Here is a 20,587-nt window from a genome sequence, read left to right on the forward strand (position 1 = left end):
TGCGCGTGAGGCATCAGACCGCCCCGGCCGCCGGGATCGCGCTCGGCCTCGGCGCGCTCGCCGAGACCCTGCTGCGCACCGACGGGTCGGGGGTGCTGCTGTCGGTCGGGATGCTCGCGGGCGTCTGCGCGACGGCGCCGCTCGTCCTCCTGCGCGACCACGCCCTCGCGGTGGCGGCGACGGTCACCGCGGCGACGGCCGCGACGGGCGTGCTGTACCGGGCGCCGTTCGCGACCGGCGCCGCCGCCGTCGCCGCCGCGTGGGGCCTGCTGGCGTGGCGGCGGCTGCGCCGCGCCCGCGCCGACGCCGACGAGCGCGACGCGTCCCGGCGGGCGATGGAGAGCACGCTGCTGGAGCTGACCGCGCGCGGCGAGCGCGCCCGCATCGCCCGCGAGCTGCACGACGTCGTCGCCCACCACATCTCGATGATCTCGGTGCAGGCCGAGACCGCGCGGCTGGCGACCCCGGGGATGCCCGAGCTCGGCGCCGAGCGGCTGCGCGGCATCGGCGACACGGCCCGTACCGCGCTGACCGAGATGCGCCGCCTGCTCGGCGTGCTGCGCGAGGACGCCGGGACCGAGCGGAGCCGCCGCCCCCAGCCCGGCCTCCAGCAGCTCCTGGACCTGCTGGACGAGACCCGCGACGCCGCCGGGACGAGCGCCCGGCTGATCGTCCGCGGGCGCGTCGCGGCGCTCGACCCCGGCGTGGAGCTCACCGCGTACCGGATCGTCCAGGAGGCGCTGACCAACGCGCGGCGGCACGCGCCCGGCGCGGCGGTGGACGTGGAGATCGACTACGGCGCGGACGCGCTGCGGCTGCGGGTGCGCGACAACGGCCCCGGCCCGCCGCCCGAGCCGTCCGCCCGGCCCGGGACCACCGCGGCCCGGCCGGACGGCGGCCACGGCCTGCTCGGGATGCGCGAGCGCGCCGCGGCCGTCGGCGGCGAGCTGCGCGCCGGACCGGCCCCGGTGAACGGCTTCGTCGTGGAGGCCGTCCTCCCGACCGCGGAGGAGGTCCGTTGAACGGGCCGGTGCGCGTGCTCGTCGTGGACGACCTGGAGGTCGTCCGGGCCGGGTTCGCCGCGCTGCTGGAGACGCAGCCGGACCTCGCGGTCGCGGGGACCGCCGCGGACGGCGCCGAGGCCGTCCGCGCCTGCCGCGACGCGCCGCCCGGCGCGGGGCCCGACGTGGTGCTGATGGACGTCCGCATGCCCGTCATGGACGGCATCGAGGCCACCCGCCGCATCACGGCGGACGGCGGCGGCGCGGCCCCGCGCATCCTCATGCTGACCACGTTCGACCTGGACGAGCACGTCTACGACGCGCTCGTCGCGGGCGCGAGCGGGTTCCTGCTCAAGGACGTGACCGCCGAACGGCTCTTCGACGCCGTCCGCGTGGTCGCCTCCGGCGAGGCGCTGCTCGCGCCGAGCGTGACCCGGCGGCTGATCGGCGAGTTCACCCGGCTGCGCCCGCGCCCGCCGTCGCCCTCGCTCGCCGTGCTGACGCCGCGCGAGACCGGCGTGCTGCGGCTCGTCGCCGAGGGCCTGTCGAACGCGGAGATCGCCGAACGCCTCGTCGTCGGCGAGGAGACGGTCAAGACCCACGTGAGCCGCGTCCTGCGCAAGCTCGGCGTCCGCGACCGCGTCCAGGCGGTCGTCACCGCGTACGAGTCGGGCCTGGTCGTGCCCCGCCGCGACCCGACGTAACGGTTTCCGGTGACGATGCCGTTACACTGCCGGGCATGGGCAGCACCGTGATCAGGCAGGGCTTCCGCCCCGGCGAACGGCTCGTCGAGATCGCCAACGCCGTCCGCGAGCGCCCCGGCCTGCCCCGCGACGACCTCGCCGCGCTCCTGCTGCGGCACGGGGAGAGCCCCGCCGACCTGGCGCCCGGCTCGTTCACCGACGCCGACGCCGCCGGGCTGCGCGACGCGGCCGCCCGGCTCGCGGACGTCCTCGCCGAGACCGACCCCGACCGGGCCGCGCTCGCGCTGAACGCGCTGCTGGACGAGTGCGGCGCCCGCCCGCGCCTGTCCCGGCACGACGGGCACGCCTGGCACCTGCACGTCGACCGGGGCGACGACGCGAGCTGGGCCGAGTGGTTCACCGCGTCCGGCGCGCTCGCGCTCGCGCAGATCCTCAGCGAGACCGGCCGCCCGGCGTGGGGGGAGTGCGCCGCGCCCGGCTGCTCCCGCCTCTACCTCGGCACCGGCCCCGGAACGGCCCGCCGCTACTGCTCGTCCACCTGCGCGTCCCGCACCCGCGTCGCCGCCCACCGCCGCCGCGGCCCGGCGCCGCGCCGCTAGCGGCGGCGGCAGCGCCTCGCCCGGCGGGCGTGCCGCATCCGGGCCAGGTCCTCCAGGACGAGGCTCGCGCCCGCGCCGACCAGCCACGAGTCCTTGGCCAGCGGGATGCCCTGCTGCGTCGGGCGAAGGCCGCCCTCCTCCCGCATCCCGGGCAGGCGCAGGTACAGGCCGGTCAGCCCGCCCGCGAACGCGGTGAGCGCGGCGCCCGCGACCAGCGACGGCACCGCCGGGACCAGCAGCGCGGCGCCGATCGCGATCTCCGCCGCGCCGAGCTTGCGGGTGAAGTCCGCCGGGTCCTGCGACTTCAGGAACGGGTAGGCGGCCGTCGCCGTCCCGTGCACGCCCTGCGCGGTCTCGTCGTCCGCCTTGATCTTCGAGAGGCCGGAGTTCAGCACGAACGCGCCGATGAACATCCGGACCGGAAACTGGTGTGCACGGATCGGAAACCGCATCGTTCCCCACAACGGTCGACAGAGAGCGGGCGCCCTGATCATTCCCCGGGCGAGCGGCGGGCGAGGTGAAGCGCGCCCCAAGTCTTGGCGTTGATCGTCTTTGCCGCGCCCCCGCGTCCCGCGCCCCCGCGCCCCGCCCCCGCGCCCCGCGCCCGTTCCCGCGCCCCGCGCCGTTCCCGCGCCCACGCGGGCGCTCGCTGGCCTACGTCCTGCGGAGCAGCGGCCGGGCCGCGCCTGCGCCCGCCGCCGCAGGGCCGGAGCCGCCGCTCGCACGACGACGCCCCCGCGACCGCGCGGCCACGATGCCGGAGTGGCATCGAGGAGATGGCACCGAGGAACGCGGCACGCAGAAGGCGACCCGAGGAAGGAGCCTGTCATGACCCCCCTGGAACAGGCCGAGACGAACGCGACGCACGCGGCGGCAGGAGCGGTGGACACGGCGGCAGGAGCGGTGGACACGGCGGCAGGAACGGCGGGCACGGCGGCCGGGGCGGCGGTGCGGAGGCGTTGGACGCTGCGGCCGCGGGCTCGCAAGACGGTCACGGTGGTGCACGTGATCTCCTCGGTCGCCCTGCTCGGGGAGGTGTGGGGGCTCGTCGTGCTCAACCTGACCGCGACGCTGGACGGCGACCTCGCCCTCGGCCACGCCGCGTACCGGCTGATGTCGGTGCTCGTGTTCGCGGGCGGCGTCCCGTTCACCCTGATCGCGCTCGCCAGCGGGGTCGCGCTCGCGCTCGGCGGGCGGTGGGGCCTGGTCCGGCACTGGTGGGTGCTCGCCAAGCTCCTCCTGCTGCTCGGCGTGCTGCTGGCGGGGATGCTGCTGTTCCAGCCCGAGCAGATGGCCGCCGCGACCGGGGACGGGGCGCGGCCGTCCGGACGCCAGTGGGAGCAGGTCGCCGTCGTGTCGGGCCAGCTCGCGATGCTGGTCGCCGCGGCCGCCCTGTCGGTCTTCAAGCCGCGCGGCCGGGTCGCCCGGCGCCGCGCGCGCCCGTGAGGGCGGGCCGTTCAGGCGGCGGCGTGGGGCTGCGGGACGAGGCGCTCGGAGACGGACCTGAGCGCCTCCACGCACGCCTCCACGGCGGGCCGTCCCGCGCCCGCGCGCCACACCGCGTGGACCTTGCGCCGCACGACGGGCCGGGTGGCGACGATCCGCACCCCGTCCGGGAGCGGGTCGCGGCCGAGGCGGGGGATCAGCGCCGCCGCGAGGCCCGCCGCCACGAACGCGAGCTGCGTCGGGTAGTCGGCGACGCTGCACGCGATGGACGGCTCGACGCCGTGCCCGCGCAGCGTCTGGACGAGCTGGTCCTCGCAGCGGGTGCCCGCCGTCCAGCCCGCCCAGGCGATCCCGTCCGGCCCGCCGAGCTCGCCGAGGTCGACCGCGCGGCGGCGGGCGAGCGGATGCCCCGCGGGGAGCGCGACGTCGATCACGTCGGAGCACAGCAGCGCGTGCGACACCGCCGCGGGGATCGGCGTCGGGACGCTGTCCCAGCTCTCGATCACCGCGACGTCCAGGTCGCCGCGCAGCAGCGCGGGCAGGAGGTTGTCGGCCTCGCCCTCGGCGAGCGTCGGCGCGAGGCCGGGGTGGCGCTCGCGCAGCACGCCCAGCGCGGGCGGCAGCACGGTCCGCGCGGCCGTGACGAACGCGCCGAGCCGGACGGGCCCGACGGCCTCCTCGCGCAGCCCGTCCAGGTCGGCGCGCGCCGCCGCGAGCTGCTCCAGCACCCGCCCGGCGTGCCCGGCGAGCAGGCGCCCGGCGCGGGTGAGGCGCACGCCGCGGCCCTGCGGCGCGAGCAGCCGGTGGCCGGTCTCCCGTTCGAGCTTGGCGAGCTGCTGCGACACCCCGGACGGGGTCACGTGCAGGGCCTCCGCGGCGGCGGCGACGGAGCCGTGGACGGAGACCGCGTGCAGGGCCCGGAGCCGGTCGAGGTTCATGGTCACGGTAGCGATGCTACCGGGTTCTGCTGAAGAACATTCGCTTGTGCTAAGCATTCGCGGGCGGCACGGTGGACGGTGTGGAACGCATCGACCCCGGCTCCTCGCGGTACTGGGAGCCGCGTTCATCTCCGTATCGGCGATCTTCGTCAGCCTCTCCGGCGCCGCGGCCGGCACGGCGGCGTTCTTCCGCTGCGCGCTCGCGCTGCCGGTGCTGCTGCCGCTCGCCCTGCTGGAACGGCGCCGTACCGCGCCCCGCCGCCGCACCGGCGCCGACCTGCTCGCGGGCGCGCTGCTGGGCGGCGACCTGGTGCTGTGGGGCGCGTCCATCGCCGCCGTCGGCGCGGGCGTCGCGACGGTCCTGGTCAACGTCCAGGTGGTCGTGCTGCCGCTGCTGGCGCTCGCCGCGACGGGGAGCGGCCCTCGCGGCGCTTCGCGTTCGCGGTCCCCGTCATGCTCGGCGGCGTCGCGCTCGCGGGCGGCCTCGCCGACACCGGCGCGCGCGGCTCGGACCCGCTGCGCGGCGTCGCGTACGGGGCGGGCGCGGGCGTGCTGTACGCCGGGTACCTGTTCCTGACCCGCCGGGCCGGGGAGGGCCAGGACCACCGCTACCGCCCCGTCCTGCTCTCGACCCTCTCGGCGGGCGCGGTGTCGGTCGTGATCGGGATCCCGTGGCACGGCGTGGACGTCGCGCCCGGCTGGGCGGCGTTCGGCTGGCTCGCGGCGCTGGCGGTCACCGGGCAGGTCTGCGGCTGGATGCTGATCGGCGCGGCGCTGCGCCGCCTGCCCGCCGAGACGGGCGGCACGCTGCTGCTGCTCCAGCCGATCCTCGCCGTCGCGTTCGGGGCCGTCCTCCTCGGCGAACGGCCCTCGCCGTCGCAGGCGGCGGGCTGCGCGCTCGTGATCGCCGCCGTCTGGCTCACCGGCCGCACCGCGCGCCGCCCCCCGCACCGTACCGAGCCGCCGGAGGCCGTCCCGCGCACGTCGTCACCCGCGGCGCGCAACGCCGTTCCCATCGGCACCGGTGCGCAGGAGCCCGAGTAACCCCGAGCAACGAGGCCGTCCGCCGGCGGAGCCGCACTGGTGAGCGGCGCCCCGGCCTCGCGTCACAGCCGCATGTAGACGCGGATCACCGTGCCGTCCGGGCCGGTGTGCAGGCGGACGAGGTCCGCGAGCTGGTTGACCATGAGGATGCCGCGCCCGCCGTTCGAGCCGAGCCCGACGGGGCTGCGGCCGACGAGCGGATCGGCGATCGTGCCCGCGTCGCTCACCTCGGCGACCGCGTGCCCGTCCTCCGCCCAGACCCGCAGCGTCCCGGCGCCGCCGCCGTGCAGGCACGAGTTGGCGGCCAGCTCGTTCACCGCGATCTCCAGGTCGCCCAGCGGGCGGGGCGCGAGGCCGAGGGCGAGGGCGCCCCGGCGGGTGAACGCGCGCACGTCCGGCAGCGCGTCCAGGTCGAACCTCAGCGCCGCCGCCGAGCCGGGCGGCTCGGGCAGCGGGCGGTTGTAGGCGCGCACGACCTCGTCCGGCGCGTACGCGGCGCTGCGCCGCTCCCCGGACCCGTCGATGATCACCGGGTGGGTGGAGTGCGCGTCGGCGACCGCCTCCGGGGCAGCCCCGCCACGTCGTACGGGCACAGGATGGCGGCGTCGCGGCCCGCGAACGCCAGGTTGATCAGCGCCTCGTGCTGCGCGCACGCCGGGTACTCGGTCGCCGACCGGCCCGGCCAGATCGGCTCGCCGATGATCCGCACCCGGCCGCCCGCGTGCCGGTCGGCGAACGCGCGCAGCACCCCGGGGATGATCCGGCCCGGGTTGCGGCCCGCCTCGGTCATGTCGAGCCAGGTCACGCGGTCGGCGGCGGGGCCGAGCGCCGACCACAGCGTGCCGAGCCGCTCGCCGGGCACCGCGACGGCGACCGGCTCGCCCGCCTCGTGGCCCGCTTTGATGAACGGCACCGTCCCGGCGAGGTACTCGCGGTCGTCCCGGTAGAACAGCGCCGGGTGGGCGAACGGGCCGGGGGCGAACGGGTCGGCGGCGTCCAGGTCCGGAGGGTCGGGCGCGGCGCGGTCCCGGGGCGGGGGAACGGGCGCAGGGTCATCGGGGGCCCGGCTCGGGTCGGGTCGGGGGCGGCCCCTTGACGAGCGCGAGCCGCATGCGCGGATGACGCGTGGTCATGCGGGCGGCTCCCTGGGGGGTCGAGGCGTCGTCGTCCATGTCTCGGCTACCCTCGCACACATCCGCGAAAACGGGTCAGACCGGGTGATTTATGCGATCACCGTCCGGTTCCGCCGTTCACGGCAGCGGCGGCAGCGGTTCCAGCACCGCCGCGTCCACGACGTCGGTCAGCCGCCCTCGCCTGCGGTACGCGGCGCGCTGCCGGTCGGCGCCCGTCCCGCCCTCCAGCAGCGCCCGCACGCCCGCGGTGACGGGGTCGAGGTCGCCGCTGTCGCGGAGCGCGGGCAGCACGTGCGCCAGCAGGTCCCCGGCGAGCCCGCGGAACGGCGCGGGCCGCCCGCTGCGCGTGTCGACGCCGTCGCCGGACAGCCCGTCGCGGGACGCCAGCCAGTACGCGGCGCGCAGCAGCTCGGGCGCCGGGTTCGGCGCGGCCTCGCCCGCCTCGACCGCCGCGAGCGAGGTCTGCACGAGCGCCCGGACGAGCGCGGCGAACAGCGCCGCGTCCCCGGCGGTCAGCGCGACGTCGGCGAGCCGCACCTCGATCGTGGGCAGCCGCGCCGACGGCCGCACGTCCCAGAAGATCGTGCCGGTGTCCATCAGCGCGCCGCAGCCGAGCAGCGTCCCGACCAGGTCCTCGAAGTGCGCGAGCGACTCGAAGTGCGGCGGGGGTCCGGCGACCGGCCAGCGCGCCCACGCCAGCACCCGCCAGCAGGCGTGGCCGGTGTCGCGGCCCGCCCAGTACGGCGAGTTGGCCGCGAGCGCCACCAGCGTCGGCAGCCACGGCCGCAGGTGGTTGCTCACCTGGACGGCGCGCTCGCGGTCGGGCATCTCCACGTGGACGTGGCACGAGCAGATGCTCTGCTCGTCGTCCAGGGCCCGGTAGGTCGCGAGGCTCTCGGCGTAGCGGGCGCCGTCGCTGATCGGCGCCGGGATCAGCTCGCCCAGCACCGGCGTGCCCGTCGCGGCGAGCCGTACCCCCTCGCCCGCCGCCGCGTCGGCCATCGCCGCGCGCATCGCGCGGGTCTGCTCCAGGAGCTTGGCGAGGTCGTCGCACGGCGGGGTCTTGGCCTCGGCGAGGAACGAGACCAGCTCGGTCGAGACGCGCTCGCCGAGGGCGTCGGCGGCGCGCCGCACCACCCCTGTGGCGTGGGGGACCACCTCACGGGAACCGGGATCGACGACGAAGTACTCTTCCTCGATGCCGAATCTGAGGGCCATCCCACCACCTCGGGCTGACGCAGGCGGCCACGCTCTTACGACGGTACGTGGTGGCGCTCACATTCGCACCCCGGGACGTTCGGGCCCCGTCCAGCGGGTAGGGGAGGAGTCCAGCGCAGAACCGAAGCGCAGAACGGAGCGGAAGGGAGGCGGTCGGGATGCCCGGCGCCTCGACGGGCCTCGGCCTGGTGCTCGTGCTCTTCGCCGTCGTCGTGCTCGTCCTGGTCGGCCTGATCTACCTGGGCGGACGGAAGGAGCGCCCGCCGGCGGGGTCGGAGCGCGAAACGCGCGGTTCCTGGTACCGCTAGCGCGGCGGGCCCAGGGGGAGGGCCTTCAGGGGCCCTTGTCGAAGAAGTACATGCTGAGCGCGATGAGGTGCGTGACGACCACGACGCCGATCCCGAAGAAGAACAGCATCCTCGCCGGGGCGTGCTCGAAGTGCTTGCCGTGTTCGAGCGGACCGCGCTCGCGCTGCCGCTGCGCGATCCGCTCCTCCAGCGGAGGCCGGTTGAACATCAGTGCCGCGGATCGTCGACGATCACGTCGCTCATGATGTCGACGGCGAAGGCGACGATCCCGCCGAGCACGATGATGCCCGCCCCGCCCCAGAACATCGGCCAGTTGGGGCCGACGCACAGCGCGATGCCGCCGACCACGAACCCGATGGCGATGATCACAACGGCGACCCAGGACTTCGGCCGTCCCGCGTGGCTGCCACTCGACATGCGTCTTCCCTCTTACCTTCGATGGGGCTGGTGCTGAAAAACCTAGCATCGCGGGTGGCGCGGGGCGTTCCGGGGTGCCGGGACGCGGCACGCGCGCGGGCGCGCGTGCGTGCGGTCCGCCGGATGCGGGGGCCGGGTCAGACGAAGGCGCCCATGCCGGTCGCCGCGCGCCCGACGATGAGCGTGTTGATCTCCCGCGTCCCCTCGTACGAGTAGAGCGCCTCGGCGTCGGCGACGAACCGCCCGATGCCGTAGTCGAGCACGATCCCGTTGCCCGCCATCAGCTCGCGCGCCCAGCCGACCGTCTCGCGCATCCGCGTGGTGCAGTACGCCTTGGCGAGCGCGGAGTGCTCGTCGCGGTAGAGGCCCTGGTCCTGGAGCTGCGCGAGCCGTACGACCATGCCGAGCGAGGCGGTCGCGTCGCCGAGCATCCTGACCAGCAGGTCCTGGACGAGCTGGAACTTGGCGATCGGGCGGCCGAACTGCTCGCGCTCCACCGCGTAGTCGCGGGCGATCTCGTACGCGGCGAGCATCACGCCGACGGCCTGCCAGGCGACGCCGCTGCGGGTGCGGCGCAGGATGGCGGCGGTGTCGCGGAAGCTCTCCGCGCCGGCCAGCCGGTTCGCCTCCGGGACCCGGCAGTCCTCGAACGCCAGGTCGGCGTTCTGGACGGTCCGCAGCGCGATCTTGTTCTGGATCAGGGTGGCGGTGAGGCCCGGCGTGCCCTTCTCGACCACGAACCCCTTGACCTGGTCGTCGGCCTCGTCCCTGGCCCACACGACGATCAGGTCGGCGAACGTGCCGTTGCCGATCCAGCGCTTGGCCCCGTTCAGGACCCAGGAGTCGCCGTCCCGGCGCGCCGTGGTCCGCAGGCCGAGCGCCACGTCGGACCCGCCGCCGGGCTCGGTCAGGGCGAACGCGCCGATCCGCTCCATCCGCCCCATCGCGGGCAGCCAGCGCTCGCGCTGCTCGGCGGACCCGCAGCGGCCGATGCTGCCCATCGCCAGGCCCGTGTGCACGCCGAAGAACGTCGCCATCGACGGGTCGGCGCGCGCCATCTCCAGCGCCAGGAACCCGGTGAGCAGGCTGCTCGGCGGCTCCCCCGGGCACTCCTCGTAGGGGAGGCCGGCGACGCCCAGCTCCCCGTACTCCGGGACGAGGTCGAACGGGAACTCGGCCCGCGCCCACTGCGCGTCGGCGATCGGCGCGACCTTCGCGTCGAGGAACGCGCGGACGCGCCCGACGATCTCCTGCTCGCGCCCGTCGAGCAGCTCCTGCATGTGGTAAAGGTCGCCGGGGATCGGATCGAGGCTCATGGCCTCCCCCTTTCCCGGGAGCCCCGCCGCCAACCGGGCGCCGCGGCCGGCCCGCCGCCGGTGTGGCGTAGGTCATAGGGGCCCCTGGACATCCCACCCCGGTCTCGGAGTTGAAGTAGGCGCTCGCTTACGATCCAGGGCATGACGGTGCCGCCCGAAGAACTCGAACTGGCCGCCGCCTTCCCTCCGGCCGAGCGCGACCGGTGGCGGGAGATGGTGAAGGGGGTGCTGCGCAAGTCCGGCGCGGCGTCCGATGACACCCCCCTTGAGGACGTCGAGGGCCTGCTCGCCCGCACGTCCTACGACGGCGTGCCGATCGCCGCGCTCTACACCGCCGACGACGCCGCTCCCGGCCGTCCCGGCCTCGCGCCCTACGTGCGCGAGGTCCGGCCCGACGGGGAGGGCCTCGCGGGCTGGGACGTCCGCCAGCGGCACGCCCACCCCGACCCGGCGGTCGCGCGCGAGGCGATCCTCGCCGACCTGGAGAACGGCGCGACGTCGCTGTGGCTCGTCCTCGGCGACGCGGGCCTGCCCGTCGCGGCCCTGCCCGAGGCGCTGCGCGGCGTCCACCTGAACCTCGCGCCGGTCGTGCTGGACGCCGGGGAGCGGACCGCCGAGGCCGCCGACCGGTTCCTCGCCCTGGCCGCCGAGCGCGAGCAGGCCGCGGAGGTCGCCGGGAGCCTCGGCGCGGACCCCCTCGGCCTCGCCGCCCGCACCGGCGCGCGCGTGCCGGTCGAGCCCGCCGCCGAGCTGGCCGCACGGTGCGTCCGCGAGTTCCCGAGGATGCGCGCCGTGACCGTGGACGGCACCGTCCACCACGACGCGGGCGGCTCCGACGCCGAGGAGCTCGGCGGCGCGGTCGCCGCCGGGGTCGCGTACCTGCGGGCCCTCACCGCGGCCGGGCTGAGCGCCGCCGAGGCGTTCGGGCAGATCGAGTTCCGGCTCGCCGTGAACGCCGACCAGTTCCTGTCGATCGCGAAGCTGCGCGCCGCGCGCCGCCTCTGGGCCCGCGTCGCCGAGGTGACCGGCGAGGCCGCCGGGGACGCCGGCGGCGGGGACGGCGCGGAGGCGCGGATCCACGCGGTCACCTCCTCGGCGATGATGACCCGCCGCGACCCGTGGGTGAACATGCTGCGCACGACCGTCGCGACGTTCGCCGCCGGGGTCGGCGGCGCGGACGCGGTGACCGTCCAGCCGTTCGACGCCCGGCTCGGCCTCCCCGACGACTTCGCGCGGCGCGTGGCCCGCAACACCCAGACGCTGCTGCTGGAGGAGTCGAGCCTCGCCCGCGTCGTGGACCCGGCGGGCGGCTCCTGGTACGTCGAGCGCGTCACCGAGGACCTCGCCCAGGCGGCCTGGGCCTGGTTCACCGAGATCGAACGCGCCGGAGGCTTCGCCGCGGCCCTCGAATCGGGCCTCATCGCCGAACGGCTCGCCGCGACGTGGGCCCGCCGCCGCAAGGACATCGCCCGCCGCAAGGCGCCCCTCACGGGGGTCAGCGAATTCCCGAACCTGGCCGAGAAACTGCCCGAACGCGCCCCCGCGCCGTCCGCCCCGTCGGGCGGGCTGCCCGTCGTCCGGTACGCGCAGGACTTCGAGGCCCTCCGCGACCGTTCCGACGCGCACGCCGAACGGACCGGGACGCGTCCCGCCGTCTACCTCGCCACGCTCGGGCCGATCGCCGTGCACACCGCGCGCGCGTCGTTCGCCGCCAACCTCTTCCAGGCGGGCGGGATCGAGACGGTCAGCGGCCCGCCGGAGGAGTTCGCGGCGTCCGGCGCGAAGGTCGCCTGCCTGTGCTCCAGCGACAAGCTCTACGGGGAGGGCGCGTCCGCCGCGGCCCGGACCCTCAGGGAAGCGGGGGCGGTAAGGGTATGGCTGGCGGGCAAGGGTTCCTACGATGGAGTGGACGATCAGATCTTCGCGGGCTGTGACGCGGTCGCGACGCTGGAGACCACCCTCCACGATCTGGGAGTGAGCGAATGATCCCCGACTTCTCCGAGGTCGAGCTCGGAACGGCGCCCGGGGCGGACGAGGCCGCCAAGCGGTGGCGCGCCGCCGCGGCCGAGGCCACCGGGCGGGACCCCGACGCCCTTACGTGGGAGACCCCCGAGGGCATCGGCGTCCGGCCCCTCTACACCGGCGACGACCTCGCCGGGCTCGACTTCCTCGGCACCTACCCGGGCATCGCGCCGTACCTGCGCGGCCCCTACCCCGCCATGTACGCCACGCAGCCCTGGACGATCCGGCAGTACGCCGGGTTCTCCACCGCCGAGGAGTCCAACGCGTTCTACCGGCGCAACCTCGCCGCCGGGCAGAAGGGCCTGTCGGTCGCGTTCGACCTCGCCACCCACCGCGGCTACGACTCCGACCACCCGCGCGTCGCGGGCGACGTCGGCATGGCGGGCGTCGCGATCGACTCGATCTACGACATGCGGCAGCTCTTCGACGGCATCCCGCTCGACCGGATGAGCGTGTCGATGACCATGAACGGCGCGGTGCTGCCCGTCCTCGCGCTCTACATCGCGGCGGCGCAGGAGCAGGGGGTCGAGCCCGAGCGGCTCGCCGGGACCATCCAGAACGACATCCTCAAGGAGTTCATGGTCCGCAACACCTACATCTACCCCCGGCGCCGTCGATGCGGATCATCTCCGACATCTTCGCGTTCACCTCGCAGCGGATGCCGAAGTACAACTCCATCTCGATCTCCGGCTACCACATCCAGGAGGCCGGGGCCACGGCCGACCTGGAGCTGGCCTACACCCTCGCGGACGGCGTGGAGTACATCCGCGCGGGCCGCGACGCGGGGCTCGACATCGACGCGTTCGCGCCGCGCCTGTCGTTCTTCTGGGCGATCGGGATGAACTTCTTCATGGAGGTCGCCAAGCTCCGCGCCGCGCGCCTCCTGTGGGCCAAGCTCGTCAAGACGTTCGACCCGAAGAACCCGAAGTCGCTCTCCCTGCGCACCCACTCGCAGACCTCGGGCTGGTCGCTCACCGCGCAGGACGTCTTCAACAACGTCGCCCGCACCTGCGTCGAGGCGATGGCCGCCACGCAGGGCCACACCCAGTCGCTGCACACCAACGCGCTGGACGAGGCCCTCGCCCTGCCGACCGACTTCTCCGCCCGCATCGCCCGCAACACCCAGCTCCTGCTCCAGCAGGAGTCCGGCACCACCCGCACGATCGACCCGTGGGGCGGCAGCGCGTACGTCGAGCGCCTCACCTACGACCTCGCCCGCCGCGCCTGGGGCCACATCACCGAGGTCGAGGACGCGGGCGGCATGGCGCGGGCCATCGACGAGGGCCTGCCCAAGCTGCGCATCGAGGAGGCCGCCGCCCGCACGCAGGCCCGCATCGACTCGGGCCGCCAGCCGGTCGTCGGCGTCAACAAGTACCGGCCGGACGCCGACGAGCCGATCGAGGTCCTCAAGGTCGACAACGCGTCCGTGCGCGCCCAGCAGGTCGAGAAGCTGCGGCGGCTGCGCGAGGAACGCGACGAGGCCGCCGCCGCGTCCGCCCTGGAGGCGCTGACCCGCGCCGCCGAGGCCGCCGAGAACGGCACCCGCGGCCCCGGCCTGGACCAGAACCTGCTGGCCCTCGCCATCGACGCCGCCCGCGCCAAGGCCACCGTCGGCGAGATCTCCGACGCGCTGGAGAGGACGTACGGGCGCCACGCCGCGCAGATCCGTACGATCTCCGGCGTGTACCGCGAGGAGGCGGGTGAGGTGACCGCGATCGAGAAGGCGCGCGCCGCGACGGCCGCCTTCGAGGAGGCCGAGGGCCGCCGCCCCCGCATCCTCGTCGCCAAGATGGGGCAGGACGGGCACGACCGCGGCCAGAAGGTGATCGCGACCGGGTTCGCCGACCTCGGCTTCGACGTGGACGTGGGCCCGCTGTTCCAGACCCCGGGCGAGGTCGCCCGGCAGGCCGTCGAGGCCGACGTGCACGTCGTCGGCGTCAACTCGCTGGCGGCCGGCCACCTCACCCTCGTCCCCGCGCTGCGCGCGGAGCTGGCCGAGCTGGGCCGCGACGACATCATGATCGTCGTGGGCGGGGTCATCCCGCCCGGCGACTTCGAGGAGCTGCGCGCCGCCGGCGCCGCCGCGATCTTCCCGCCCGGCACGGTCCTCGCCGAGGCCGCGACCGGCCTCCTGGACGACCTCGCGCGGAAACTCGGGCATGGCGCCTCCTGACCTGGACGACTACGTCAAGGGCGTGCGGGACGGCGCGCGGGCGTGGATCGCGCGGTCGATCACGCTGGTCGAGTCGTCCCGGGCCGACCACCGCGAGCTCGCCCAGCGGCTGCTCGCCGAGCTGGCCCCGTACGGCGGCGGCGCCCGGCGGGTCGGCGTCACCGGCGTGCCCGGCGTCGGCAAGTCCACGTTCATCGACGCGCTCGGCAGCGACCTCACCGCGGCCGGGCACCGCGTCGCGGTGCTCGCCGTCGACCCGTCCTCGACCCGTACGGGCGGCAGCATCCTCGGCGACAAGACCCGGATGCAGCGCCTCGCCGTCGATCCCAACGCGTTCATCCGGCCGTCCCCGACGGCGGGCACGCTCGGCGGCGTCGCCAAGGCCACCCGCGAGGCGATGGTGGTGATGGAGGCCGCCGGGTACGACGTGGTGCTGGTCGAGACGGTCGGCGTCGGGCAGTCGGAGACGACCGTGGCCGAGATGGTCGACTCGTTCCTGTTCCTGACCCTCGCCCGCACCGGCGACCAGCTCCAGGGCATCAAGAAGGGGGTCCTGGAGCTGGCCGACGTCATCGCGGTCAACAAGGCCGACGGCCCCCACGCGATGGAGGCGAAGAAGGCCGCGCGGGAGCTGGCCGGGGCGCTGCGGCTGCTGCGCAGCGACGAGCGCGTCCGCGACACCCCCGTCCTGACGTGCAGCGCGAAGGAGGGCACGGGCCTCGGCGAGGTCTGGACGCGCCTGGTCGAGCACCAGGAGCGGCTGCGGGAGTCGGGCGAGCTGGAGGCGCGGCGGCGCGGCCAGCAGGTCCGGTGGGTGTGGGCGATGGTCCGCGAGCGGCTGCTCGCCGACCTCCGCGAGCATCCCGCCGTCCGCGAACTGGCCCCCGAGCTGGAGGCCCGCGTCGCCGACGGCACGGTGCCCCCGGCCGTCGCCGCCGAACGGATCCTGGGCGCGTTCACCCGCTGAGCGCACCGGCCCGCATCGGCCCCCTTGGTTGTGCGGGGAACCGGGTCGGGCCGGGCCCCCATCCTGTACAAAAGTCTGATGGACGTCATCGCGCTCGATGATCCGACGGACGCGCAGATCCGCCAGTGGCACGCCGTCCTCGCCGCCGTGCACGCCGCCGACCCCGCGGGCGAGCCGGCGCCCGAGGCCGAGCACACCGCGGAGCGGCTGCTCGGCGCCGGAGCGGAGACGCGGCTGTGGGCCGTCCCGGACGGCGCGGGCGGTTTCGCCGCCGTGGCCGCGCTGCGCCTGCCCGGCGGCCCCGGCGCCGACCGGCCCGCCGAGATCGACATCCAGGTCCGGCCCGGCCACCGCCGCCGCGGCGTCGGCGGGCGGCTGCTCGCCGTCGCCGCCGGAGGGCTGCGCGCCGACGGCCGCTCCAGCGTCATCGCGCAGGTCCTCGCTGGCACGCCCGCCGTCCCGTTCCTGGAGTCGTACGGCTTCGAGTGCGTCGTGACCCTGCGCGGCCTCCTGCTGCGCCTCGACGACCTGCCCGAGGGCCGCGTCGCGGGCCTCGTCGCCGCAGGGCCGCCGGGCTACGGCCTCGTCCGCTGGCGCGGCGTCGTCCCCGACGAGCACGCCGACGCCCTCGCCCGCGCCAAGGACGCCATGGCCGACCTCGCCGAGTACGAGGGCACCCCCTGGGACGCGCACCGCGTCCGCGAGACCGCCGAGATGGTCGCCAAGCGCGGGGACGACCTCTACACGGTCGCGGCGCTGCGCGGCCCGGCCATCGCGGGGTTCACCGAGGTCGTCGTCCCCCTCGGCGCCGCCGGGCGCGCGGCCCAGTACGACACCGCCGTCGTCCCCGAGCACCGGGGCCGGCGCCTCGGCATCTGGGTGAAGGCCGCGATGCTGGAGTGGCTCGCGACCGAGCGCCCCGACGTCCGCGAGATCGAGACCGACAACGCGGGCGACAACGTCCACATGCTCGCCGTCAACGAGGAGCTCGGCTTCCGCTGGCAGCGCGAGTCCCGCGAGTACCTGGCCCGCGCCGCCGACCTCCCCCGCTGACCCCCTTCCCCCGGGCTTATCCACAGAACGTGATTCGAGTATCACCCGCCGTGGCCGGGAGGCCAGCCTGGACGCGGCGCGGGCACGAGGCCCGCGCCGCCGTCCCGAGGAGGCCGCCCCATGGGCCCACGGCTCACCCTGCACGTCCCCGCGTCCGTCACCACCCGCTACCTGGTCGCGACCGACGACCGCGCCACCCCCGACGCCGGCTACCTCCGCGACGCCCTCCCGCGCACCGCGCTGGCGCGCGTCGCCCGCGACCTGCTCGGCACGCCGCTGCTGACCGTCGCCCCCGGACTCGACGCCCCCACCCGCTGGAGCGAGCGGCTCGGCACGCTGGGCGGTGCCGCCGACGCCCTCGAACGGGTCGCCGCGGCCACCCGGCACGTCGTCGTCACCGCCACCGCCGCGCCCGCCGCGCAGCCCCGCCATGCCCAGGCCGCCCGCCTCGCCGTCCGCGCCCTCGCCGCCGCCACCGGCGGGGCCGTCGTCGACCTCGACGCCAACCAGGTCCTGCCGCCGCGGCCCGCCGAGCCCGAGCGGTTCGTCCTCGGCCAGGAGTGGACCGGGGTGTTCCTCTCCCTCGACGGGCAGGGTGACGGGTCGCTCGTACGGGCCGAGACCTGCGGGATGCACCGCTTCGGGCTGCCCGAGCTCGCCGCGGCCCGGGTGCCCTACGCGCACATGCTCACCTCCGCCAACCTGATGCGGGCGCTCGCCCACCGGATGCTCGCCGAGCACCTGGTCTGGCTGGCCGCCGGCCCGCCGTCCGGCCCGCGCACCGTCCCGGCGCGGTGTCGGGCGACCGGCGACGACGTCCTGCGCTTCTGGGGAGCACGCCCGGAGGGCCGCCCCGGCCTGAGCGTCGACCTGGTCCGCACGCCCGCAGGCTGCCCCGGATGCGACGCCGCCCTGGAGGCCGTCCCACCCGACAACGCCGGCACCGCCTGGTGGGACGACCACGCAGCCACCGCCCTCCCCAAAATCCTCTGGGCCGACCCATCCCCCTGACCCCCCACCACCCCACGCGAGCCCACCCCACCGCCCCGCGCGAGCCCACCCCCGCCCGTCGATCGTGCGGGGCCGTCCGCCGTAGTCGAGCGCGTGAAACCGTCCGCCGCCGTTGAAGGGGGTGGGGCGTGCGTCCGGCGTCGTTCACTGCTTGGAGGGGGGCGGGGTGGGGCGCGGGGGGTCGGCGCTGGTGCGGGTTCGTGGGTGCGTGTCGGCCGTGAGGGGTGCGCGCTTGTCGGGGGCGGGTTTCCGTGCGTCTTCGTTTCCGGGGGGAAAACATCTTGCTCTCGCCGCGCCGGGTCGGCACTCTGATGAGGGCTTCCGGGAAATACCCGGGAGCAGAGAATTGCCAGACCATTCCTTCGTAGTTCAACGGCAGAACGCCGCACTGTTAATGCGGATATCCAAGTTCGAATCTTGGCGGAGGAGCGGGGCGAAGGGGCGAGGAGGTGACCCGGTGAACGTGCTCGTCCTGAACGCGTCCTACGAGCCGTTACAGAAAGTGGACCTGCGGCACGCCATCCGCATGCTGGTGCGCGAGGTGGCCGTCGTCGAGGAGGCGGAGGAGGGCCGGACCATCGGCCGCTATCCCGTGCCGCGGGTGCTCAGGCTGGTCCGCTACGTCGCGATGCGCTGGCGGCACGGCCGCCGGCCGCCCTGGAGCAAGCGGGGCGTCTACCTGCGCGACCGGGGCCGCTGCGGCTACTGCGGCAAGCGCGGCGACACGATCGACCACGTCTTCCCGCAGTCCCGCGGCGGCGGCGACACCTGGGACAACACCGTCCTGGCGTGTGGGAAGTGCAACAACCGCAAAGGGAACCGGACGCCCGACGAGGCGGGCCTGCGGCTCCGCGCCGACCTGCGGGTCCCGCGCTGGGAGGAGCTCGTCGGCCTCTGAACGGGGGCGGGCGGGCCCGCGCGCACGGGGCGCGCGGGCCCGCCGCGACGGGGGAGGGGCCGGACCGCCGCGCCGGCGGCCCGGCCCCGATGTAACGAATGCGTGACTCTGTGTGTTTATCTGAGTATGCGTGGCCAAATGGGCGATTGTGGTAGCGTGCCGCCAATCTTCAGCGCGTTATTGAGGAGAGATCTGTGGCGGCCTTCGATGCCAGCGGCCGGACCCCGCGCTCCGCGCCGGGCCGTTCGCGCTCCAAACGGTACGTGGCGATCGCGCTCGTACTCGGGGCCTCGGCGGTGCTGCCGCCCGCGACGGGCAGCGCCGCGAGCGTCCAGGCGGCGCCGAAGAAGGACCTGAAGAAGGAGTACGCCAAGCTCAAGAAGCGCGCGAGCGCCCTGTCCAAGGAGTACCGCGGCGAGCTGATCACCCTCGACCAGGCCAAGCGCGCCGCCGAGCGCGCGGGCTCGGACGCCGAACGCCTCGGCCGCGAGTACGAGACGGCCCGCGCCGACGTCCGCCGCCTCGCCGCGTCCTCCTACATGACGGGGCGGCTCGACACGCTCCCGATGGTCACCGCCGAGGACCCGGCCGCCTCGATCCGCGACGCGGCCACCCTCCAGCACCTCGCGACCAGGAACAGCCAGCGCATCGCCAACCTGCGGACCCTGTCCACCCAGGCCGTCCAGTCGCAGCAGCAGGCCAGGACCAAGCTGGAGGCCGTCCGCAAGGAGATCGACGACCTGGAGGGGCAGCGCGCCCGCGTCAAGAAGCTGCTGGTCAAGTACAAGCCCGAGACCCCCACCACCCCGTCCGGCGGGTCCGGTAAGCCCGACGACGTCAGCGGCGCCAAGTCGCCCCTCGTCGGCCCCACCATGACCGCCCGGATGCGCACCGCGATGCTCGCGATCGACGGCAGGTTCGGCCCGTTCCCCACGATCGGCTGCTCGCGCCCCGGCGACCCGCAGGACCACGGCTCCGGCCGCGCCTGCGACTTCATGGAGGCGACCGGCGGCAAGATGCCGAGCGCCTCCGCCAAGTCCCACGGCGACGCCGTCGCGCAGTACGTGATCAGCAACGCGTCCCGCCTCGGCATCAAGTACGTCATCTGGCGGCAGCGCATCTACGACATGCGCGGCAGCGGCGGCTGGCGCCAGATGGAGGACCGCGGCAGCGTCACCCAGAACCACTACGACCACGTCCACGTGTCGGTCCTCTGACCCGAACCGCCCGCCCAGCGGGGCGGGAGGGGCCGGGTCAGAGGGCCGGGGTTGCGGGGGCCGTCAGCGTGCGGTCGCGGGACGACTGGAGGGCGGCCTCGATGACCTCCAGCCCCACGATGGCGTCGGCCAGGGAGACGGGCGGGGGCGCGTCGCCGCGGAGGGTACGGGCGACGGCGGCGTAGAAGTCCTGGTAGCCGCCCGGCTCGGTCGGTTCGGGACGTTCGGCGCCCGGGGTGCCCAGCGTCCCGTACGCGGCGGGGGCGGCGATGCCCCAGCCGGGGTCCTTCGGGGTGAGGCCGCGGCGCAGGGCGTCCTCCTGGCCGTCGAGGCCGCCGACCGTGTACGCGGCGGCGCCGCCCAGCACGCGGAAACGGGGCCCGAGGTTCGCGGCGGTGGCGCTCATCCACAGGCTGGACCGTTCCCCGCCCGGATGCTCCAGGGCCACGAACACGTCGTCGGGGGCCGTCGCGCCGGGGCGGCGGGTGTCGATCTCCGCGTAGACCCGGTCGGGACGGCCGAACAGCACCACCGCCTGGTCGATCAGGTGCGAGCCCAGGTCGTATAGGATCCCGCCCGCGTCGCGCGGATCGGTGCTCTCCTTCCACGACCCCTTCACCTCGGGCCGCCAGCGCTCGAACCGGGACTCGAACCGCTGGACGCCGCCGAGCGCGCCGTCCGCGACCAGCCTGCGGACGGTGCGGAAGTCGCCGTCCCAGCGGCGGTTGTGGAACGGGATGACCGGCAGGCCCCGGACGGCGCTCAGCGCGGCCAGCGAGCGGGCCTCGGCGGCCGTCGCCGCGACCGGCTTGTCCAGGACGACGGGCAGGCCGGCGGTCAGGGCCGTCCGGGCGAGCGGGACGTGGGCGCGGTTCGGCGCGGTGATCACTGCGAGGTCGTACGAGCCGGCGGCCTCCCAGAGCCGGTCGACGCTGTCCAGCACCTTGGCGTCCGGGTGGCGCTCCCGCACCGCGTCCTGCCGCTCCGGGTTCCCGGTCACCACGGCGGCGAGCCGCATCCCGGCCGTGGTGGAGATCAGCGGGGCGTGGAACACCGACCCGCCGGTGCCGTATCCGATCAGAGCGACGCGCGAATCCATCCTCCGATGATGTCCGATGGGCC

General features: G+C 75.4%; 22 protein-coding genes, 1 tRNA gene and 1 pseudogene. 15 read left to right on the forward strand and 9 right to left on the reverse strand.

Annotated elements, in window-relative coordinates; translation table 11 throughout:
- Window positions 1–5: 5 nt before the first annotated feature.
- The 3 genes from GEV43_RS52335 to GEV43_RS39040 are packed head-to-tail and all read left to right on the forward strand — an operon-like array spanning window position 6 to window position 2,304.
- Complete coding sequence (locus tag GEV43_RS52335) at window positions 6–1,022, forward strand: sensor histidine kinase (RefSeq protein ID WP_206681584.1); 1,017 nt, start codon at window positions 6–8, stop codon at window positions 1,020–1,022.
- The gene (locus GEV43_RS47740; protein WP_160825669.1) at window positions 1,019–1,705 is read left to right on the forward strand and encodes a response regulator transcription factor; all 687 of its coding nucleotides are present in this window, start codon (window positions 1,019–1,021) and stop codon (window positions 1,703–1,705) included. Before GEV43_RS52335 ends, GEV43_RS47740 begins: the two co-directional genes overlap by 4 nt.
- A 35-nt stretch (window positions 1,706–1,740) precedes the next feature.
- Window positions 1,741–2,304: a CGNR zinc finger domain-containing protein gene (locus tag GEV43_RS39040; RefSeq protein ID WP_160825670.1), complete on the forward strand. Its 564-nt coding sequence runs from the start codon at window positions 1,741–1,743 to the stop codon at window positions 2,302–2,304.
- On the opposite strand, the gene GEV43_RS39045 is transcribed toward GEV43_RS39040, so the two are convergent.
- Complete coding sequence (locus tag GEV43_RS39045) at window positions 2,301–2,717, reverse strand: hypothetical protein (RefSeq protein WP_375539130.1); 417 nt, start codon at window positions 2,715–2,717, stop codon at window positions 2,301–2,303. The genes GEV43_RS39040 and GEV43_RS39045 overlap by 4 nt on opposite strands.
- A 415-nt stretch (window positions 2,718–3,132) precedes the next feature.
- Between GEV43_RS39045 and GEV43_RS39050 the strand changes: the two genes are divergently transcribed.
- A complete protein-coding gene (locus tag GEV43_RS39050; protein WP_160825672.1) occupies window positions 3,133–3,750 on the forward strand; it encodes a DUF2269 family protein in 618 nt (205 codons plus the stop codon).
- Between the two features lie 11 nt (window positions 3,751–3,761).
- Here GEV43_RS39050 and GEV43_RS39055 read toward each other — a convergent pair whose 3' ends face one another.
- Entirely contained in the window at window positions 3,762–4,688 is a 927-nt protein-coding gene (locus GEV43_RS39055; RefSeq protein WP_160826109.1) for a LysR family transcriptional regulator, read from the reverse strand.
- Between the two features lie 46 nt (window positions 4,689–4,734).
- Here GEV43_RS39055 and GEV43_RS55510 point away from each other — a divergent pair, with 46 nt between their 5' ends.
- Both GEV43_RS55510 and GEV43_RS48605 read left to right on the forward strand, forming a co-directional pair.
- Window positions 4,735–5,265: an EamA family transporter gene (locus GEV43_RS55510; RefSeq protein WP_309240171.1), complete on the forward strand. Its 531-nt coding sequence runs from the start codon at window positions 4,735–4,737 to the stop codon at window positions 5,263–5,265.
- Window positions 5,238–5,732 (forward strand): DMT family transporter, encoded by a 495-nt coding sequence (locus tag GEV43_RS48605; RefSeq protein ID WP_309240248.1) that lies wholly within the window; start codon window positions 5,238–5,240, stop codon window positions 5,730–5,732. Before GEV43_RS55510 ends, GEV43_RS48605 begins: the two co-directional genes overlap by 28 nt.
- 62 nt (window positions 5,733–5,794) lie before the next feature.
- On the opposite strand, the gene GEV43_RS52340 is transcribed toward GEV43_RS48605, so the two are convergent.
- From GEV43_RS52340 to GEV43_RS39070, 3 genes are all read right to left on the reverse strand, one after another.
- On the reverse strand, window positions 5,795–6,262 hold the full coding sequence (locus GEV43_RS52340) for an ATP-binding protein (protein ID WP_309240172.1): 468 nt from the start codon (window positions 6,260–6,262) through the stop codon (window positions 5,795–5,797).
- Complete coding sequence (locus GEV43_RS52345; protein WP_309240173.1) at window positions 6,259–6,645, reverse strand: MEDS domain-containing protein; 387 nt, start codon at window positions 6,643–6,645, stop codon at window positions 6,259–6,261. The genes GEV43_RS52340 and GEV43_RS52345 overlap by 4 nt, the downstream gene beginning before the upstream one ends.
- Window positions 6,646–6,982: 337 nt before the next feature.
- A complete protein-coding gene (locus GEV43_RS39070) occupies window positions 6,983–8,083 on the reverse strand; it encodes a glutamate--cysteine ligase (RefSeq protein WP_160825673.1) in 1,101 nt (366 codons plus the stop codon).
- A 158-nt stretch (window positions 8,084–8,241) separates the two neighbouring features.
- Here GEV43_RS39070 and GEV43_RS39075 point away from each other — a divergent pair, with 158 nt between their 5' ends.
- A complete protein-coding gene (locus GEV43_RS39075) occupies window positions 8,242–8,391 on the forward strand; it encodes a hypothetical protein (RefSeq protein ID WP_160825674.1) in 150 nt (49 codons plus the stop codon).
- Between the two features lie 25 nt (window positions 8,392–8,416).
- Here the strand turns inward: GEV43_RS39075 and GEV43_RS39080 are convergent, their stop codons facing one another.
- The 3 genes from GEV43_RS39080 to GEV43_RS39090 all read right to left on the reverse strand — a co-directional run bounded on the left by GEV43_RS39080 (window position 8,417) and on the right by GEV43_RS39090 (window position 10,124).
- A complete protein-coding gene (locus GEV43_RS39080; RefSeq protein WP_160825675.1) occupies window positions 8,417–8,599 on the reverse strand; it encodes a hypothetical protein in 183 nt (60 codons plus the stop codon).
- Window positions 8,599–8,808, reverse strand: coding sequence for an HGxxPAAW family protein (locus GEV43_RS39085; protein WP_160825676.1), 210 nt, complete (start codon window positions 8,806–8,808; stop codon window positions 8,599–8,601). Before GEV43_RS39085 ends, GEV43_RS39080 begins: the two co-directional genes overlap by 1 nt.
- A gap of 137 nt (window positions 8,809–8,945) precedes the next feature.
- Window positions 8,946–10,124, reverse strand: coding sequence for an acyl-CoA dehydrogenase family protein (locus GEV43_RS39090; RefSeq protein ID WP_160825677.1), 1,179 nt, complete (start codon window positions 10,122–10,124; stop codon window positions 8,946–8,948).
- A gap of 141 nt (window positions 10,125–10,265) precedes the next feature.
- On the opposite strand from GEV43_RS39090, the gene GEV43_RS39095 reads away from it, so the two are divergent.
- From GEV43_RS39095 to GEV43_RS39130, 8 genes and pseudogenes are all read left to right on the forward strand, one after another.
- On the forward strand, window positions 10,266–12,110 hold the full coding sequence (locus GEV43_RS39095; protein ID WP_160825678.1) for a methylmalonyl-CoA mutase subunit beta: 1,845 nt from the start codon (window positions 10,266–10,268) through the stop codon (window positions 12,108–12,110).
- Window positions 12,107–14,319 (forward strand): annotated as a pseudogene (gene scpA, locus GEV43_RS39100) (methylmalonyl-CoA mutase). Before GEV43_RS39095 ends, scpA begins: the two are co-directional and overlap by 4 nt.
- A complete protein-coding gene (gene meaB / locus GEV43_RS39105; RefSeq protein WP_160825679.1) occupies window positions 14,306–15,286 on the forward strand; it encodes a methylmalonyl Co-A mutase-associated GTPase MeaB in 981 nt (326 codons plus the stop codon). Before scpA ends, meaB begins: the two are co-directional and overlap by 14 nt.
- Before the next feature lie 78 nt (window positions 15,287–15,364).
- On the forward strand, window positions 15,365–16,339 hold the full coding sequence (locus tag GEV43_RS39110) for a GNAT family N-acetyltransferase (RefSeq protein ID WP_160825680.1): 975 nt from the start codon (window positions 15,365–15,367) through the stop codon (window positions 16,337–16,339).
- A 120-nt stretch (window positions 16,340–16,459) separates the two neighbouring features.
- Window positions 16,460–17,350, forward strand: a complete 891-nt coding sequence (locus GEV43_RS39115) for a hypothetical protein (RefSeq protein WP_160825681.1) — start codon at window positions 16,460–16,462, stop codon at window positions 17,348–17,350.
- 358 nt (window positions 17,351–17,708) lie between these two features.
- Window positions 17,709–17,779: transfer RNA gene (locus GEV43_RS39120), tRNA-Asn, on the forward strand.
- Between the two features lie 28 nt (window positions 17,780–17,807).
- Window positions 17,808–18,248: an HNH endonuclease gene (locus tag GEV43_RS39125; protein WP_160825682.1), complete on the forward strand. Its 441-nt coding sequence runs from the start codon at window positions 17,808–17,810 to the stop codon at window positions 18,246–18,248.
- A 194-nt stretch (window positions 18,249–18,442) separates the two neighbouring features.
- A complete protein-coding gene (locus GEV43_RS39130) occupies window positions 18,443–19,465 on the forward strand; it encodes a hypothetical protein (protein WP_309240174.1) in 1,023 nt (340 codons plus the stop codon).
- Window positions 19,466–19,502: 37 nt separating this feature from the next.
- On the opposite strand, the gene GEV43_RS39135 is transcribed toward GEV43_RS39130, so the two are convergent.
- A complete protein-coding gene (locus GEV43_RS39135) occupies window positions 19,503–20,564 on the reverse strand; it encodes a Gfo/Idh/MocA family oxidoreductase (protein WP_160825683.1) in 1,062 nt (353 codons plus the stop codon).
- Window positions 20,565–20,587 lie beyond the last annotated feature (23 nt).

Source organism: Actinomadura sp. J1-007 (assembly GCF_009793335.1).
GTDB lineage: Bacteria > Actinomycetota > Actinomycetes > Streptosporangiales > Streptosporangiaceae > Spirillospora > Spirillospora yumaensis.